Source organism: Polymorphospora sp. A560, from assembly GCF_045781765.1.
Lineage (GTDB): Bacteria > Actinomycetota > Actinomycetes > Mycobacteriales > Micromonosporaceae > Polymorphospora > Polymorphospora lycopeni.
The window spans coordinates 4,402,705-4,417,902 of the sequence record NZ_CP122282.1; the positions used below are offsets into that span (position 1 = coordinate 4,402,705).

Below are 15,198 nucleotides of genomic sequence, written 5' to 3' on the forward strand. Positions count from 1 at the left end.
CGGTCGTCACTGCTGGTTCCTCGGAACTCCGGCTGCCCGCAGCAGGCCGGGGATGTCGTCGACGGACGTGGCCACGTACGCCCCGGCGGCGCGCAGCACGTCGCGTTTCGCGGCGGCGCGGGTGTCCGGTCCCTCCAGGAAGGCGCCGGCGTGGCCGAAGACGCTGCCCCGCTCGTGGTCGTCGAGGAAGTCGCCGGCGATCAGCGCGACGACGGGTTTGCCGAACCGGCCGGCGGCGATCGCGTCGGCCACCTGGTGCTCCAGTGCGGGGCCGGCCTCGCCGTACATCACCACGGCGTCGGTGCCGGGATCGGCCTCGCACAGCTCGATCAGGTCGGCGAAGGACTGTCCGACGACCGCGTCACCGCCGATCGCGACCGCGGTCGACACCCCGTAGCCCGCCTGGCTGACCAGGTAGGCCAGGTCGTGGGTGAAGCCGCCGGAGCGGGACAGCACGGCGACCCGACCGGGGCTCATCAGCCAGGTGGCGTGGCCGAGGAAGCCGACCTTGGCCTGGCCCGGGGTGATGATGCCGCTGGTGTTGGGCCCGATCAGCCGGACCCCGGCCGCGCGGGCCGCGGCCAGCCCGGCCACGTTGTCGTGCAGCGGGATGCCCTCGGTGACCACGTGCACCCACGCCGGACCGACGGCCAGGATGTCGTCGAGCGCAGACCGGTAGACCCGGGGCGGCAGGTAGGCGATCACCGCGTCGATCCGGTGGTCGGCGGCGGCCTCGGCGCAACTGTCGTAGACCGGCACCCCGGCGACCCGCTGGCCGCGCCGGCCCGGCGCGACCCCGCACACGATCCGGGTGCCGTACGCGAGGTTCCGCTCGGTGTCCGCGCGGGCCCGTCCCCCGGTGATGCCGACGACACAGACCCTGGTTTCGGCGTCAAGCAGGATTCCCATCGCCCCTCCTCGCCACGATCCGGTCGGCCAGCAGCGCGACCGCACTGTCCACGGCGGTGTCCCGGCCGACGGCGACGCAGTGCGGGAGGGCGCTCATGATCCGCGCCGCGTCCGCCTCGTCCGGGCCGGCCATCCGGGCGACGATCACCGGTCGCTCGTCGTCGGGGCGGTCCCGCAGCGGCGCCAGCGCCGCCACCATCGCCTCGGCGAACCCGGTCACCGAGATGCTGGAGGTGATCCCGGTGACGATGAGGATGCCCTCCGGCCGCAGCGCGAGCACTTCACCGGCGACGGCGCCCAGCAGTTCGGTGGTGGCGCTGCCGCCGGAGACGTCGGAGAAGTTGGCCGGGCGCAGGCCGTGCCGGCGCAGCGCGTCGTGCACGATGGCGAGCACCCCGCCGCCGGCGCTGATCAGCCCGACGGTGCCGTCCAGCCGCCCGAACCGGACCTCGGTGCCGCCGGGCAGGCTGCGCGCCAGCTCCCGCAGGCGCCGGTCGGCCTCGTCGGGTACGCCGACCTCGACCGCCCCGGCCGGGGCCGGCACGTCCGGATCGAGGGCGGCCTTCGCGTCGAGCACGATGGCGCCGGCCGGGCCGACGCGTACCGGGTTGAGTTCGACCAGCTTCGCCCGCAGGTCCAGGAACTCCTCGACGAGCGCCCGGGCGACCGGGCGCAGCGGTTCGGGCAGCGCCGCCAGGCCGCCGGGGTCGGCCATGGCGAACGGGATCCGCCGGGGCGCGGCCCGCCCCTCGACACCCGAGCCGCCCGGGCCGAACAGCAGCACCGGCACCCCGTGCGCGTAGTCGAAGCCGGCCGCGAGGTAGTACTCGGTGCCGTCCGGGGCGAGCTCTTCGACCAGGACCCGGTCGACCCGGTGACCGGCCACGGTGGAGCCGAGCATCGCCCTGGCGGCGGTCGCCGCCTCCCCCGGGTCCGCGGCCCGGACGACGAGCCCGCGGCGGGCCCGGTCGGTCAGCGGCACCAGGGCCTTGACCATGGTCGGGCCGGGAAGGCGGCCGGCGAGAGCCTCGACGTCGTCCGTCGCACCGATGACCGTGTGCTCGGGGACCCGTACCCGGCGCGTCGAGAGCCGGGCCTTGAGGGCTTCCTCGGTCAGCGCATGCACCACGCCTCCATCGGGTCGGGGTCGAGTCCGGGCAGCTCAGGGGGCTTCTGGAGCGGCTTGGGCCGTACGGACTAGTGATGTGACGGCAATCATGCGCCTAATATGCCTAAGACGCAAGATGCACCTAACAAAGACTTCAAGGCGGTGTGACGTGGACGCAACAAACGCACGGGTGGTGGTGACCGGGGGCTCCTCCGGCATCGGTAGGGCCGTCGCGCGGCGGCTGCACGACGCGGGAAGTCGGGTGGCCGTCCTCGACCTGCCGTCGAGCGCGCCGCCACCGGCAGCCGGCGGGCCCACCTTCGTACCGGTCGACGTCACCGACCCGGATTCGGTACGGGCCGCGACCGGCGCCGCCCGGCAGGCACTCGGCGGCATCGACGCCCTGGTGAGCTGCGCGGGCGTCGCCACACCCACCCCGGTCCGGCGATCCGACGGGCAACTCCATCCGCTGGACCGCTTCCGCTCGGTCGTCGCCGTCAACCTGGTCGGGCTCTACGACGTGCTGCGCCACTGCGTCGACGCGATGGCCGACAACGAGCCCGGCCCCGACGGCGAACGCGGCGTCATCGTCAACATCAGTTCCATCGCCGCGTTCGACGGCCAGATCGGACAGTCCGCGTACGCGGCGACCAAGGGCGCCATCGCCTCGATGACCCTGCCCCTGGCCCGGGAACTGGGCGCCCTCGGCATCCGGGTACTCAGCCTCTGTCCGGGCATAGTGGACACCCCGATGCTCGCCGGGATGCCGGAACCGTTGCGGGAACGGCTGACCGCCCTGCCGGTCTTTCCCCGCCGGCTGGCCGACCCGGCCGAGATCGCCGAGTTCGTGCTGACCTGCCTGGAGATCCGGCTGCTCAACGGCGAGGTGGTACGCCTCGACGCGGCGACCCGGATGCCGCCCCGCTGACCCCGGCCGGCGCCCCCGCCGACCCCCCGCCCCCCATCCGCCGACCGCAGGAGACCGCCATGCCCGAGGTCCAGACCTCCGTCACCGACGGGGTCGCCACGATCACCCTCAACCGACCGGACCGCCGCAACGCGCTGACCCACGAACTGGTCGACGAGTTCGTCGCGGCGATCGACACCGTCGAGGCCGACCCCGCCACCCGCGCCATCGTCGTCACCGGCGCCGGCAGCGCCTTCTGCGCCGGCGCCGACCTCGGCGCGCTGCACGGGGCGGACGAGGCGACCCTGCGCGGCATCTACGCCAGCTTCCTGCGGGTCAGCCGGATCACGCTACCCACCATCGCCGCCGTCAACGGGCCGGCCGTCGGCGCCGGCATGAACCTGGCGCTGGCCTGCGACGTACGGGTCGCCGCCGGGTCGGCGCGCTTCGACGCCCGGTTCCTGCGGGTCGGGCTGCACCCCGGTGGCGGTCACGGCTGGCTGCTGCGGCGCGCCGTCGGCCCCTCGGCCGCCGCCGCCATCGTGCTGTTCGGCGAGGTCCTCGACGGCGCCCGCGCCGAAGCGGTCGGCCTGGCCTGGCGCTGCGTCGCCGATGCGGAGGTGGTCGCGTACTCGACCGCCCTGGCGGCCCGGCTGGCCGGCACCCACCGGGAACTGCTGACCCGGACGAAGGCCACGCTCGCCGGCACGGCCGCCGTACGGGACCACGCCGAGGCCGTGGAACTCGAACTCGGCCAGCAGCTGTGGTCCCTCGGGCAGAGCCGGTTCGCCACCGGAAGCGCCGGAAGCGCCGGGAGCGCCGCGTGACCACGCCCCTCGACGAACTGTGGCGGCCCGTCGCACCACCCGACGAGCACGAGGCCGCGGCGATCCGCGCGGAACGCGTCCGGGTCCGCGAGTTCCTCGCCGGCTCCCTCGACCGGGGACTCTTCGCGCCGCGATGTGACAGCTGGCTCGGCGGCTTCTCCCCCGAGTTCTCGAAGGCCCTGGCCGTACGCGGCTGGATCGGGATGACCTGGCCCCGCCGGTACGGCGGGCGGGCGGCGTCGAACCTGCTGCGCCAGGCGGTCGTCGAGGAACTGCTCGCCGCCGGGGCGCCGGTGGCCGCCCACTGGTTCGCCGACCGGCAGGTCGGCCCCGGGCTGCTGCGCTACGGCTCCGAGGAGCAACGGGACCAGCTGCTGCCCGCCATGGCCCGGGGCGAGCTGTACGTCGCCATCGGGATGAGCGAACCGGACAGCGGCTCGGACCTCGCCTCGGTACGGACCCGGGCCCGGCAGGTGGCCGGCGGCTGGCGGGTCACCGGCACGAAGGTCTGGACGAGCCACGCCCACCGGTCGCACCTGATGCTCACGCTGGTCCGCACCGCCGCCCCGGACCCGGGGTCCCGGCACGCCGGGTTCAGCCAGCTCCTGGTCGACCTGTCCGCGCCCGGCGTCACCGTCAACCCGATCCCGTACCTCGACGGGGGCCACCACTTCAACGAGGTCGTCCTCGACGACGTCTTCGTCTCCGACGGCATGGTGGTCGGCACCCCCGGGCAGGGCTGGACGCAGGTGACCGCCGAGCTGGCCCACGAACGCAGCGGACCCGAGCGCTACCTGTCCACGTTCCCGCTGCTGGAACGGATGAGCGCGGCGCTGGCCGGCGGCGGCGACGAGGTGGGCGGCGTGCTCGGGCGCGCGTACGCCCGGCTGTGGGTACTGCGCCAGATGTCGACCGGGGTGGCCCGCTCGATCGACGCCGGGACGGCGTCGTCGCTGGTCACCGCGCTGGTCAAGGACATGGGGACCCGGTTGGAGAACGAGATCGTCGACGAGGCCCGGCGGTGGCGCCCGAGCGCTCCGGCGCCCGACGCCCCGGACGGGTACGACCGGCTACTCGCGCAGGCCCAGTTGCACGCTCCGGGCTTCACCCTGCGCGGCGGGACCAGCGAGATCCTGCGTGGGCTGGTGGCCCGCGCGATCGGCATGCGATAGCGAGGAAACCATGGAAGAGCTGCACCAGCTGATCGGGCGGATCTGCCTCGACCACGACAACGACGAGGACGGTCTCTGGCGGACGCTGACCGAAACCGGACTCGACCGGGCGGGCATCCCGGAGCGGTTCGGCGGCACCGGCGGCGATCCCGCCGACGCCCTCGCGGTGGCCGCCGCGCTGGCCGAACACGGCGCGGCCACGCCCGTGGCCGACCAGTCCGTCCTCGCCGGCTGGCTGGCCGCCCGCGCCGGCATCCGGCTGCCGGCGGGGCTGGTCGTCGTCGCCGGTGACGCGGACCTACGGTCCGAGAACGGTCGGATCCACGGCACGGCGCGGCGGGTGCCGTGGGCGTCGCGGGCCGGGCATCTGCTCGTCCCGATGGCCACCGCGCCGGACCGGACCGCGGTGGCCCTCGTCCGCGTCGAGCAGGTCCGGGTGCGTCCCGGCCGGAACCTCGCCGACGAGCCCCGCGACGACGTCGAGTTCGTCGCGGTCGTACCGGACGAGAGCCGGACCGTCGCGGTGCCGGCGCACGACATCCTCCTGCACCGGGCGGCGCTCGTCCGCGCCGTGCAGATCGCCGGCTCGCTGCGGGCGGTGCTGCGGATGACCCTGCGCTACAGCACCGACCGGGTCCAGTTCGGCCGGCGGCTGTCCCAGCTGGACGTGGTCCGGCAGCAGGTCGCGCTGATGGCCGGTGAGGTCGCCGCGACCTCGGCCGCCGTCGGGGCGGCCATCGACCAGCTGCTGCTCGCCGACGACACCGGCGCGACGCGGTTCGCCGTGGCCGCGGCGAAGGTGCAGGCCGGGACGGCGGCGACCGCGGTGGCCCGCGCGGCACACCAGGTGCACGGCGCGATCGGCGTCACCCGCGAGTACCCGCTGCACCGGCACACCCGCCGGCTGTGGGCCTGGCGGGACGAGTCCGGCGGCGAGGAGTTCTGGGCCCGCCGGCTGTCGGCCCTGGTGCACGGCGCCGACCGGCCCCTGTGGGAGACCCTGGTCGGCTAGCGGAGCTGGCCGCCGGACGGCGGCCAGCTCCGTGCCGTACGGGTCAGCCGGTCATCTCGGGCTTGAGGACGACCTTGGTGTAGCCGTCGACGCGCCGGTCGAACTTGTCGTACGCGTCCGGTGCCTCGGTCAGCGGCAGCTCGTGCGACACCACGATCGACGGGGTCGCCCGGCCACTGATGATCATGTCCCGCAGGTGCCGGTTGTAGCGCATCACCGGGCACTGCCCGGTCCCGATCCGCTGGCCCTTCGAGAACATCTTCCCGAAGTTGAAGCCGATCCGGCCGTGCTTGGCACCCTCGTCCACGGCCCCCGGGTCCTCGGGCACGTAGACGCCGATCACGCCGATGCCGCCGGTGCTGCGTACGACGTCGACCAGGTTGTCGAGCACCCGTGCCGGCTGCTCGCCCTCCTTGCCGTGGGCCTGGTAGCCGACGGCGTCCACGCCCCGGTCGACACCCCGCCCATGGGTGGCGTCGACGATCTGCTCGACCGGGTCGGCGACGGTGAAGTCGATCCGGGTCGCGCCGAGCTTCTCGGCCAGCGCGAGCCGGTCGTTCTCCTTGTCGACCACGAAGACCTGGGTGGCACCGCGCAGCATCGCGCTGTGCGCGGCGAGCAGCCCGACCGGGCCGCCGCCGAAGACCGCGACGGTGTCGCCGGGTTCCATGCCGGCCAGTTCGGTGCCGTGGTAGCCGGTCGGGAAGATGTCGGAGAGCATGGTGAAGTCGTTCTCCTGCTCGTCGCCCTGCGGCAGTTCGAGCAGGTTGAAGTCGGCGTGCGGGACCCGCAGGTACTCGGCCTGGCCACCGTCGTACGGGCCCATGTCGGCGTAGCCGTAGGCGGCGCCGTCCCGCCCCGGTATGGGATTCATCCGCAGGCAGTACGACGTCCAGCCGGTCAGGCAGTTGCGGCAGTACCCGCACGCGATGTTGAACGGTACGGAGACCCGGTCGCCGACCCTGACCCGGTCGATGCCGCTGCCGACCTCGGTGACGATGCCCATGTTCTCGTGCCCGAGGATCTTGCCCTGCTCGACGTTCGTCCGCCCCTCGTACATGTGCAGGTCGGATCCGCAGATGTTGGTCGAGGTGACCTTGATGATCGCGTCGGTGTCCTTCTTGATCTTCGGATCGGGTACGTCCTGCACCGCCACCGAACGCGGTCCCTCGTAAACCACTGCCTTCACGTCGTTCACCCCCTGCGTCGCTTCCTCTTCACATAAGGTGTGCCCGCTGAAACCGCGTTGAACCGTCCCCGGCCGGCGTCCCCCGGGCGGCGGCACGGAAATGCGATCGAGCGCGAACCTGCCCGGGTGCGAGGATCGGCGGATGCCGGCATCCCGCACCGACCTGCTCCGTTGGCAGTTCGACCTGACCTGGTCGCTGCTCGAATACCACCTGGAGCGGCTGGAGCCGGACGACCACCTCTGGGTGCCGGCCGGCATCCACTGGACCGTACGTCCGGACGCCGACGGGCGGTGGGTGCCGGACTGGGCGGAGTCCGAGCCGGAGCCGGTCCCGGTGCCCACGATCGCCTGGACCACCTGGCATCTCGGCTGGTGGTGGACGGTGACGATCGACCACGCCCGGGGTCGTACGCCAAAGGACCGCACCGAGGTCCGGTGGCCCGGCGACGGCGCCGCGGCGGTGGCGTGGCTGCGCGACCTGCGCACCGAGTGGCTGGCGGTGCTCGACCGGCTCACCGACGCCGACCTCGACCGGCCCGCCCCGTTCCCGTGGCCGGCCGGCTCCGGGCTCACCGTCGCCCACATGGTGGGCTGGGCCAACGCGGAACTGATGAAGAACGTCGCCGAGATCGGCCAGCTCCGCCTGCTGCGCGCCGCCCGCGGCTGACGGGTGCCCGGTGTGCAGATCTGACGCCCGGATCACCGAGGCGGTTCGCGAGAAATGGAGTTGGCGATGCGACGTACCCCGTCGGTTTCCTGTGCGTTCGTGTGTCACGACGGCGCCGGGCGGCTGCTGCTGGCCCGGCGCGGGCCGGGCGCCCGCGACGAGCCCGGCACCTGGGACACCGGCGCCGGGGCGCTGGAGTTCGGCGAGAGCTTCGAGGACGCGGTCACCCGCGAGGTGCGCGAGGAGTACGCCGCCGACCCGCTGGAGATCACCCTGCTCGGCGTACGCAACGTGCTGCGCGACGACCCGCCGTCGCACTGGGTCGCGGTGGTCTTCGCGGTACGCGTCGACCCGGCACGGGTCGAGATCGGCGAGCCGCACAAGTTCGACCGGCTCGACTGGTTCGCCCCCGACGACCTGCCGCGGCCGGCCCACTCCCAGCTCATGGCCACCCTGGCGCTGCTGCCCGACCGGCTGCCGCCGGCACCCCCACCGGCCGGGTGACGCCGCGTCGCCATGCGACGCCGTAACGCGAGGGTAATTTTTAGGACCCCTATCTATTGACATGGGTCGCTTGCCGGGTAAGGGTGGATTCGAGCGAGAGAGCGCTCTCAGGCAGGCCATATCAGGCCAGGAAGGAGCATTTCGTTCGGGGCATGAGTGTGCCCAGAGCGCGGCCGGAGGCCGCAAGCGTAAGGAGTTGATACATGCGTACAGGACGGAAACTGCTCCACCGACTGGCCGTGGTCGCGGCCGCCGCGTCCACCGCCGTCGCGCTCGGCGGGGCGGCACCGGCGTCCGCCCTACCGCCGGACCACCTGCCGCTCCACGTCACCAACAACTCGGGCCGCGGCGAGCAGATCCACCTCTACGTCCTCGGGGTCAACCTGGCCACCGGCCGGCTCGGATACGTCGACGCCGGCGGCACCTTCACCGCCTGGTCGGGCGGGTCGCTGCCGCCGAGCCCGGCACCCGACGTCGCGATCGCCGGCCCGGCCGGCGGCGGCACCACCATCCTGCAGATCCCGCGCGGCCTGTCCGGCCGGGTCTACATGTCGTTCGGCGAGAAGCTGAAGTTCTTCCTCAGCCCGGACGGGCTCGTGCAGCCGGCGCCATGGGCGTCCGGCGACCCCAACCACGGCATCCTGTTCGACTGGAGCGAGTTCACCTACAACGACGACGGGCTGTGGCTCAACAGCTCGCAGGTCGACATGTTCAGCGTGCCGCACTCGGTCGGGGTCACCGGCGCCGACGGCGGCAGCAGCACCGCCGGCGATCTGGTCGCGGGCGGCCGCGACGGCATCTTCGACGCGCTGGCCGGCCAGCCCGGCGACTGGGGCCGGCTGATCCACACCCGCGCCGACGGCACCCGGCTGCGTGTGCTGTCACCGCACAAGGGCATCGACACCGCCGTCTTCAGCGACACCTACCTCGACGGCTACATCGCGCAGGCGTGGGACACCTACCGGGACACCACGCTGACCGTGGTGCCGTTCCAGCACGAGCCGGACAAGAGGTTCCACGGCCGCACCGACGGCGCGGGGGTACTGCGGTTCACCGACGGCGGCGGCGCCGAGGTGGCCTCGTTCCAGCGACCGACCACAAAGGACGTGTTCGGCTGTGACGGCCGGCTGCACGCCCCGAACGACCACGTGGTGGGGCCGATCGCGCGTACGCTGTGCGCCGCGCTGCACCGCTCCACGCTCGGGTTCGCGCACACCCAGCCGACGTACGACCCGACCGGCTTCTACACCCGGGACGTCACCGACCACTACTCGCGGGTCGTCCACGAGCACATGGTCGACGGCCGGGCGTACGGCTTCGCCTTCGACGACGTCGGCGGCTTCGAGTCCCTGGTCCACAACGGCTCCCCGGTCGCGGCCCGCATCACCCTGACCGCCTTCTGATCCCTCCCCGCCCGCCCCGCCCCACCCTCCCCGCGATCTTGCACTTGTCTCCCTTTTTGCTCGGGTTTGTCGGGCGACAAGTGCAAGATCGCGGGGGCAGGGGCGGCGGGGTCAGGGGCGGCGGGCCGTTGTTTCGCGGGGGACCAGGCGGTGTGGGAGGACCACGGGCGGTCCCGGCTCGGGGGCGGGGCCGGCGGTGCCGGCGTCGATCACCCGCCGGGCGGCCATCGCGCCCAACTCGTACAGCGGCAGGCTGACCGTGGTCAGGCCGACGAACCGGGCCACCGGCAGGTCGTCGATGCCGGCGACGGAGACCTGCCCGGGTACGTCGATCCGGGCCTGCCGCAGGGCGTTGAGCGCGCCGACGGCGGCCTCGTCGTTGGCGGCGACGATCGCGTCGGGCAGGTCCCGGCTGGCCAGCACCCGCAGCGCCGCCGCGTGGCCGGCCTCGAAGTCGAAACCGCCCTCGACGCATTCCGCGAGGTCGCGCAGACCGGCCTCGGTCATCCGGTCGAGGAACCCGGCGCGCCGCTGCTCGGTGGCGACCATGCCGGCCGGCCCCTCGACGAAGACGATCCGCCGGTGCCCCTGGGACACCAGGTGGTCGGTGAGGTCGTACGCGGCGGCACGGTTGTCGGCGGTGATGACCGGGCAGTCGATGTCGCGCTCGGTCAGCGAGATCGACAGCACGCCCCGCTCGCGCGCCGCCGCGACCGCCTTCGCCAGCTCCGGCGTCCGCGGGTCGTCGACGTAGCCGCTACCGGCGAAGATCACCCCGGCCGCCCGGTAGTCACGCATGGTCTGCAGCCGGGTTATCTCCGAACTCGTCCGCCGGTCGGCGTTGGACAGCATCGTGACGTATCCGGCCCGGGTCGACATGTCGTCGACGCCGCGCGCGATCACCGAGAAGTACGGGTTGACGATGTCGCTGACGATCACCCCGATGAGCCGGCTGGTGCGGGTGACCAGCGCCTGGGCCAGGGCACTCGGTGAGTAGCCGAGGCGCTCGGCGGCGGCCAGGACCCGCGAGCGGGTGTCGGCGGAGACCGGGTGGGTGGCGCCGTTGAGCACCCGGGAGGCGGTGGCGACGGAGACGCCGGCCTCCCGGCTCACGTCGGCGAGCGAGGCCATCGCACCCTCACTTCGGTTCGGAGAACGTTTGCCGTTACTTTGCCACACCCGACCACACCGAAGCCACCCCGACACCGGCCGCCCTTGCCCACACTCCCGATCGGTCCGGAAAACCGCAGGTGGCGGCCCGGCTCAGGTAACGGGCTGATGTCAGACTCTTGACGGCGGTGTTAGGTGGGCCACTAGCATGCGGAAACGGCAAACGCTTTCCACTCACGTTGAGTGACCAGAGGAAGAGCAGGCACCCCCATGAGCCACCGAAGCCTCTCGACACGAACCGCCCGGGCCACCCGCCGCACCCTGGCCGCGGTCACCGCCGCCCTGCTGACCGCCGCCGTCGCCGCCTGCGGTGGTGGCGGTGGCGCCACCACCAACGCCGACGGCACGCTGACCTTCTCGGTCGCCCTGATCGAGCCCGACATCACCACCGTCCCGATCCTGGCCGCGCTCGACGCCGTACGGCAGGAGGGGCACCAGGTCAAGGTCGTCGAACTCGCCGAACCGGAGCTGGCCATCGAGGGCCTGGCCAAGGGCGACTACGCGTTCTCCGCCGAGGCGACCAGCCCGGCCCTGATCGCCATCCAGCAGGGGGCCCCGATCCGGATCATCGCCGACGTGGTCGGCAACCAGTGGGCCGTCTACGGCACGACCGGCGTCAACACCTGCGACGACCTGGCCGGCCGGCCGTTCGGCATCTTCAGCGAGGGCGCGGTCGCCACCGCCATGGCGAAGGACTGGGTACGCGGCACCTGCGCCGCCGGCAAGGAACCGCGCTACCTGACCATCGGCGGTTCCGACGTACGCGCACAGGCGCTGCTCGCCGGCGAGATCGACGCGACACCGCTGGAGATCACCGACGCGGTGACCCTGGAGGCATCGGGCAAGACCGGCTTCACCCGGATCGCCGACTTCGCCACCAGCCTGCCCGACCTGCACCCGCAGACCGTCTACGCCAACGCGGACTTCATCGGCGACCACCGCGAGGTGACCCAGCTCTTCGTCGACGCCCTGGTCGCCGAACACCGCAAGATCAACGAGAACCCGCAGTACCTGGTCGACCTGGTCACCAAACACCTTCCGGACACCAAGGACCCGAACGTCGCCCAGATCGCGCAGCGCTACGTCGACGGCGGGCTCTTCGACGCGGCGGCGCTGACCGACACCAACGTGCAGGGCACCATCGACTTCTTCGTCCGGGCCGGCGTACTCAAGGACGGCATGACCGCCGCCGACGCCGCCGACCTGTCGTTCGTCAAGGCGACCTCGTGAGCACCCTCGCCGGCCCGCTGCCGCCACGCCGGCGGGGGCTCCTGCGCCGGATCGCCGACTCCGACCGGCCGTACCAGATCCTGACCTTCGTCGTGTTCGCCGTCGTCTGGGAGGTCTACGCGCGACAGTGGGGCGGACTGCTGATCCCCACCTTCGGCGAGACCGTCGCCGCCACCTTCGAACTGCTCGGCGACCCCGAACTGTGGCACGCGCTGTACGTCAGCAACCAGGCGCTGGCGATCGGCTTCGGGATCGCGGTCGTGGTCGGCGTACCGGTCGGGATCGTGCTCGGCCGGTTCCCGACCCTGGAGCGGTTCAGCGACGTCTACCTCAACATCCTGCTGGTCACCCCGATGGCGGCGATCATCCCGCTGCTGGTGATGTCGGTCGGCTTCGGGCTGACCTCGCGGGTCATCCTGGTCACCGTCTTCTCGATCGTGATGGTGATCGTCAACAGCCGGACCGGGGTGCGCGGCGTCGACCCCGGGCTGATCGAGATGGCCCGCTCGTTCGGCGCCTCCGAGCGCCAGATCTGGCGGGAGATCCTGCTCCCCGGCGCCCTGCCCGCCATCATGACCGGAATCCGGCTCGGCCTCGGCCGCGCCGTCACCGGCATGGTCATCGTCGAACTGCTCATGGTCTCGGTCGCCCTCGGCGGCCTGATCCTCGAATACCGCGGGCTGTTCATGGCCCCGCTGCTCTACGGCACGATCGTGATCATCCTGGCCGAGGCGCTGCTGCTCATCTCCGTCGCCCGGTGGTGCGAGCGCAAGCTCACCCCGTGGGCCAGGACCAACTCCGCGAAGGACCCCCGATGATCGAAATCAGCGGCCTGCACAAGAGTTTCGTCGGCCAGGACGGCAGCACGGTCAACGCCCTGGACGACGTCAACCTCACCGTCAACGAGAACGAGTTCCTCACCGTGCTCGGTCCGAGCGGGTGCGGCAAGACCACCCTGCTCAAGGCGATCGCCGGGCTGATCGGTTGGGACAGCGGCGACATCGTCATCGACGGGCAGCCGGTGCGCGGCCCCGGCCCGGACCGCAGCATGGTGTTCCAGAACTTCGCGCTGATGCCCTGGGCCACGGTTCTCGACAACGTCGCGTTCGGGATGCGGATGCGCGGCGTCGGCAAGGCCGAACGCGAGGAGCGGGCCCGTACGCTGATCAAGACTGTCGGGCTGTCCGGCTTCGAGACCAAGCGGCCCGGCGAACTGTCCGGCGGCATGCAGCAGCGGGTCGGCATCGCCCGGGCCCTCGCCGTATGCCCCAAGGTCCTGCTGATGGACGAGCCGTTCGGTGCCGTCGACGAGCAGACCCGGCGGCTGTTGCAGGAGGAACTGCTCGGCATCTGGGAGGGCCAGCAGCTCACCGTCGTCTTCATCACGCACAGCATGGAGGAGGCGGTGCTGCTCGGCGACCGGGTGGTGTTGATGAGTGCCCGGCCGGGCCGGATCGCCGAGATCGTGCCGGTGCCGATGGCCCGCCCCCGCTCGCACGACATCGGCGCGGTCGGCCGCTCCCCCGAGTACGTGCAGATCACCGCGTACCTGTGGGACCGGCTGCGGGACATGCACGAGGAGCACCGCGACGTCCGCGCCGGGGTGACGGCGTGAGTTGCCCTGTGTCAAGCCGCCACTTGATGATCTTGTGTGAGCAGGTGTTGGAGGGCTCGGTGGCGGTCCGGGTCGTAGGGGGTGTTGGTGGTCCAGCACTTCCAGATGATGTCCAGCCAGGCGCGGGCCAGGATGCGGACCGCGTGGGGGTGGTCGTGGCCGCGGGCGCGGGCTTGGGTGTAGAGGTTGGCTGCCCAGGGGTTGGCGTGGCGGCTGTCGCCGGCGAAGTCGCAGACGGCGTCGCGCAGTTGTTTGTCCACGGCCCAGCGGAAGGCCACGATGCGGACTTTGCCGGATTCGCGGGTCGAGGGTGCGACGCCGGCGAGGCAGGCCAGGGACGCTGGGGTGGGGAACCGGCCGCGGGCGTCGCCGATCTCGGCGAGCAGCCGGGCGGCGCGGACGGTGCCGGAGCGGGGCAGGCTGGTGAAGATGTCCCGGTCGGGGTGCAGGTCGAGGGCAGCGGTGATCTGCTGGTTGAGGGTGTCGATCTGGGGCACGATGGCGGCCAGGGTGGCGAGGTAGGCGCGGGTGATGCCGGCCAGGGTCTGTCCGTGGTCACCGGTGGCGCCGCGAGGCGCGGCGTTGGTGCGGGCGTGCAGCACGGCTGGGTGGGCGCGGCCGCAGTAGCTCACGCTCTTCAGCCAGGCGGCCAGGCGCTTGGGCGACAGCCAGTCCAGGGCGTCCTGGGTGGTGAACCGGGTCAGGAACTGCCGGCTGATCGACGAGTCGATCTCGTTGAACAGCTGGACGGTGGCCGGCAGCGCTGTGGTCAGGTGAGCGCGCAGCTGGTTGGCGACCGCGATGCGGTGGGCGACCAGGTCTTTGCGAGCGCGGCACAGCTTACGCAGCCCGGTGGTTGTCTCGCTGTCCAGCACGAGCGGGGTCAGCCGGCGTCGGTCGGTGCGTACCGTGTCGGCCAGGACATGGGCGTCGAACCGGTCGTCCTTGTTCCCGGCCGAGCCGTAACGTCGGCGCAGTGCTTTGACCTGCGAGGGTGGGATCACGTACACGGTCGTGTCTGCGGCCAGCAACGCATCTACGATCGGCCCGTCCGGGCGTTCGATGCCGACCGCGTCCACCCGATGCCGGTCGAGCAGGTCGATCAGCCGTCTCAGGCCAGTCTTGGTGTATTTCAGCGTCAGCCGCTCCAACGGCTCACCGTCGGCGTCGACCACGCAGACCGCGTAGTCGTCCTTGGCCCAGTCCACCCCGGCCGAGTTCCCTCGCGCCGGCGCGGCGGTGTCGGTCACACTCATGGTTGCCTCTCCGCTGCGCTACCAGTGGGGAAGCACCTGGTGGTTTCGGGACACCACTGCCGGTCGCTCATTGAGCGGCGCTCGATGGCGCATAGCCCTGTTGCCAGTCGGGGTGTCCCGGGCCGCCGGGCCTCGCAGAACTCACGCTGGACCTCGAAGGTCGAGCGAGCTGGGCGATGGCCCGACGGTCACCGGTGCACTCGAACCAACATCAGCTCGAGTGAGACAA

At 72.1% G+C, this 15,198-nt stretch carries 15 protein-coding genes; 10 read left to right on the forward strand and 5 right to left on the reverse strand.

From position 1 onward, the window contains the following. Window positions 1–6 precede the first annotated feature (6 nt). Window positions 7–909 carry a CoA-binding protein gene (locus tag QCD66_RS19620; protein WP_364206456.1) on the reverse strand — a complete coding sequence of 301 codons (903 nt, stop codon included), beginning with the start codon at window positions 907–909 and terminating at the stop codon, window positions 7–9. Beyond that, window positions 893–2,035, reverse strand: coding sequence for an ATP-grasp domain-containing protein (locus QCD66_RS19625; protein WP_375735250.1), 1,143 nt, complete (start codon window positions 2,033–2,035; stop codon window positions 893–895). The genes QCD66_RS19620 and QCD66_RS19625 overlap by 17 nt, the downstream gene beginning before the upstream one ends. Before the next feature lie 151 nt (window positions 2,036–2,186). Between QCD66_RS19625 and QCD66_RS19630 the strand changes: the two genes are divergently transcribed. Genes QCD66_RS19630 through QCD66_RS19645 form a run of 4 tightly spaced genes read left to right on the forward strand, consistent with a single transcriptional unit; the run spans window position 2,187 to window position 5,935 of the window. Further along, window positions 2,187–2,945, forward strand: coding sequence for an SDR family NAD(P)-dependent oxidoreductase (locus QCD66_RS19630; RefSeq protein ID WP_375735249.1), 759 nt, complete (start codon window positions 2,187–2,189; stop codon window positions 2,943–2,945). A 59-nt stretch (window positions 2,946–3,004) separates the two neighbouring features. Next, window positions 3,005–3,751 carry an enoyl-CoA hydratase gene (locus tag QCD66_RS19635; RefSeq protein WP_375735248.1) on the forward strand — a complete coding sequence of 249 codons (747 nt, stop codon included), beginning with the start codon at window positions 3,005–3,007 and terminating at the stop codon, window positions 3,749–3,751. Continuing rightward, entirely contained in the window at window positions 3,748–4,923 is a 1,176-nt protein-coding gene (locus QCD66_RS19640) for an acyl-CoA dehydrogenase family protein (protein ID WP_375735247.1), read from the forward strand. Before QCD66_RS19635 ends, QCD66_RS19640 begins: the two co-directional genes overlap by 4 nt. A gap of 10 nt (window positions 4,924–4,933) precedes the next feature. Next, entirely contained in the window at window positions 4,934–5,935 is a 1,002-nt protein-coding gene (locus QCD66_RS19645; RefSeq protein WP_375735246.1) for an acyl-CoA dehydrogenase family protein, read from the forward strand. A 43-nt stretch (window positions 5,936–5,978) separates the two neighbouring features. On the opposite strand, the gene QCD66_RS19650 is transcribed toward QCD66_RS19645, so the two are convergent. Continuing rightward, a complete protein-coding gene (locus tag QCD66_RS19650) occupies window positions 5,979–7,124 on the reverse strand; it encodes a glutathione-independent formaldehyde dehydrogenase (RefSeq protein WP_375735245.1) in 1,146 nt (381 codons plus the stop codon). A 142-nt stretch (window positions 7,125–7,266) separates the two neighbouring features. On the opposite strand from QCD66_RS19650, the gene QCD66_RS19655 reads away from it, so the two are divergent. From QCD66_RS19655 to QCD66_RS19665, 3 genes are all read left to right on the forward strand, one after another. Continuing rightward, window positions 7,267–7,791 (forward strand): DinB family protein, encoded by a 525-nt coding sequence (locus QCD66_RS19655; protein ID WP_375735244.1) that lies wholly within the window; start codon window positions 7,267–7,269, stop codon window positions 7,789–7,791. Window positions 7,792–7,857: 66 nt separating this feature from the next. After that, window positions 7,858–8,295 carry an NUDIX hydrolase gene (locus tag QCD66_RS19660; RefSeq protein WP_375735243.1) on the forward strand — a complete coding sequence of 146 codons (438 nt, stop codon included), beginning with the start codon at window positions 7,858–7,860 and terminating at the stop codon, window positions 8,293–8,295. Between the two features lie 203 nt (window positions 8,296–8,498). Next, window positions 8,499–9,698 (forward strand): glycoside hydrolase family 64 protein, encoded by a 1,200-nt coding sequence (locus tag QCD66_RS19665; RefSeq protein WP_364206474.1) that lies wholly within the window; start codon window positions 8,499–8,501, stop codon window positions 9,696–9,698. A 111-nt stretch (window positions 9,699–9,809) separates the two neighbouring features. Here the strand turns inward: QCD66_RS19665 and QCD66_RS19670 are convergent, their stop codons facing one another. After that, the gene (locus QCD66_RS19670; RefSeq protein WP_364206476.1) at window positions 9,810–10,829 is read right to left on the reverse strand and encodes a LacI family DNA-binding transcriptional regulator; all 1,020 of its coding nucleotides are present in this window, start codon (window positions 10,827–10,829) and stop codon (window positions 9,810–9,812) included. Window positions 10,830–11,078: 249 nt separating this feature from the next. Here QCD66_RS19670 and QCD66_RS19675 point away from each other — a divergent pair, with 249 nt between their 5' ends. Genes QCD66_RS19675 through QCD66_RS19685 form a run of 3 tightly spaced genes read left to right on the forward strand, consistent with a single transcriptional unit; the run spans window position 11,079 to window position 13,713 of the window. After that, complete coding sequence (locus QCD66_RS19675) at window positions 11,079–12,098, forward strand: ABC transporter substrate-binding protein (RefSeq protein ID WP_357537477.1); 1,020 nt, start codon at window positions 11,079–11,081, stop codon at window positions 12,096–12,098. Next, a complete protein-coding gene (locus tag QCD66_RS19680) occupies window positions 12,095–12,916 on the forward strand; it encodes an ABC transporter permease subunit (protein ID WP_364206478.1) in 822 nt (273 codons plus the stop codon). Before QCD66_RS19675 ends, QCD66_RS19680 begins: the two co-directional genes overlap by 4 nt. Beyond that, a complete protein-coding gene (locus tag QCD66_RS19685) occupies window positions 12,913–13,713 on the forward strand; it encodes an ABC transporter ATP-binding protein (RefSeq protein WP_375735242.1) in 801 nt (266 codons plus the stop codon). Before QCD66_RS19680 ends, QCD66_RS19685 begins: the two co-directional genes overlap by 4 nt. Window positions 13,714–13,724: 11 nt before the next feature. Here QCD66_RS19685 and QCD66_RS19690 read toward each other — a convergent pair whose 3' ends face one another. Further along, on the reverse strand, window positions 13,725–14,969 hold the full coding sequence (locus QCD66_RS19690) for an IS110 family transposase (protein WP_407566717.1): 1,245 nt from the start codon (window positions 14,967–14,969) through the stop codon (window positions 13,725–13,727). Window positions 14,970–15,198 lie beyond the last annotated feature (229 nt).